The 465-nt window shown below is 57.2% G+C and carries 2 protein-coding genes; both read left to right on the top strand.

Features of this window, described 5'->3' with window-relative positions; translation table 11 throughout:
• Positions 1 to 126, top strand: a 126-nt coding sequence (locus ISP15_RS18315; RefSeq protein ID WP_404549436.1) for an integrase core domain-containing protein, incomplete at its 5' end; no start/stop codon positions are given.
• Positions 123 to 465 (top strand): hypothetical protein (locus ISP15_RS18310; protein WP_404549434.1); only part of this gene is annotated, 343 nt, incomplete at its 3' end. The genes ISP15_RS18315 and ISP15_RS18310, both read left to right, overlap by 4 nt.

Raw genomic sequence — 465 nt, 5'->3', positions numbered from 1 at the left:
GAGGCTACGTGGCAGTTCCTGATCGACTACAACGAGCAACGCCCCCACGATGCACTCGGCGGTATGACCCCCGCCGAATATCGTGATCAATATGCCAAAAGCTCTACTTCTGAAATGTCCGCTTGACGGGGGAGCTTACGCTTGCTGCGGCTACGGAGGCATGGATAGCGCTGCTCACCGGAATGGGCCCGAAACTGCTGGTGTATGTCAACGCGCCCACTGCGGTGCTGGCGGCGCGCGCACTGCGCATTCCGACTATCTTCGTGGGTGGCGCGTTCGATATTCCACCAGCCACATCCCCGTTGCCGATCTTCCGGCAAGCCGTCGATCTCCCTGAGCAAGAGCTTGCAGTGATTCGGGAGGCGGAGGTCGTGGAAAACATCAACTCGATTCTAAGGCGATTCCAACAGCCGGATCTCGAGTTTTTGGGAGAACTTTTCACCGCAAAAGACGTACGACTTACTA

Origin of the sequence: Dyella jejuensis (assembly GCF_044904675.1) — a bacterium.
In the GTDB taxonomy this organism is placed as follows: domain Bacteria; phylum Pseudomonadota; class Gammaproteobacteria; order Xanthomonadales; family Rhodanobacteraceae; genus Dyella_B; species Dyella_B jejuensis.
This window is presented reverse-complemented; position numbering and strand designations above follow the sequence as displayed.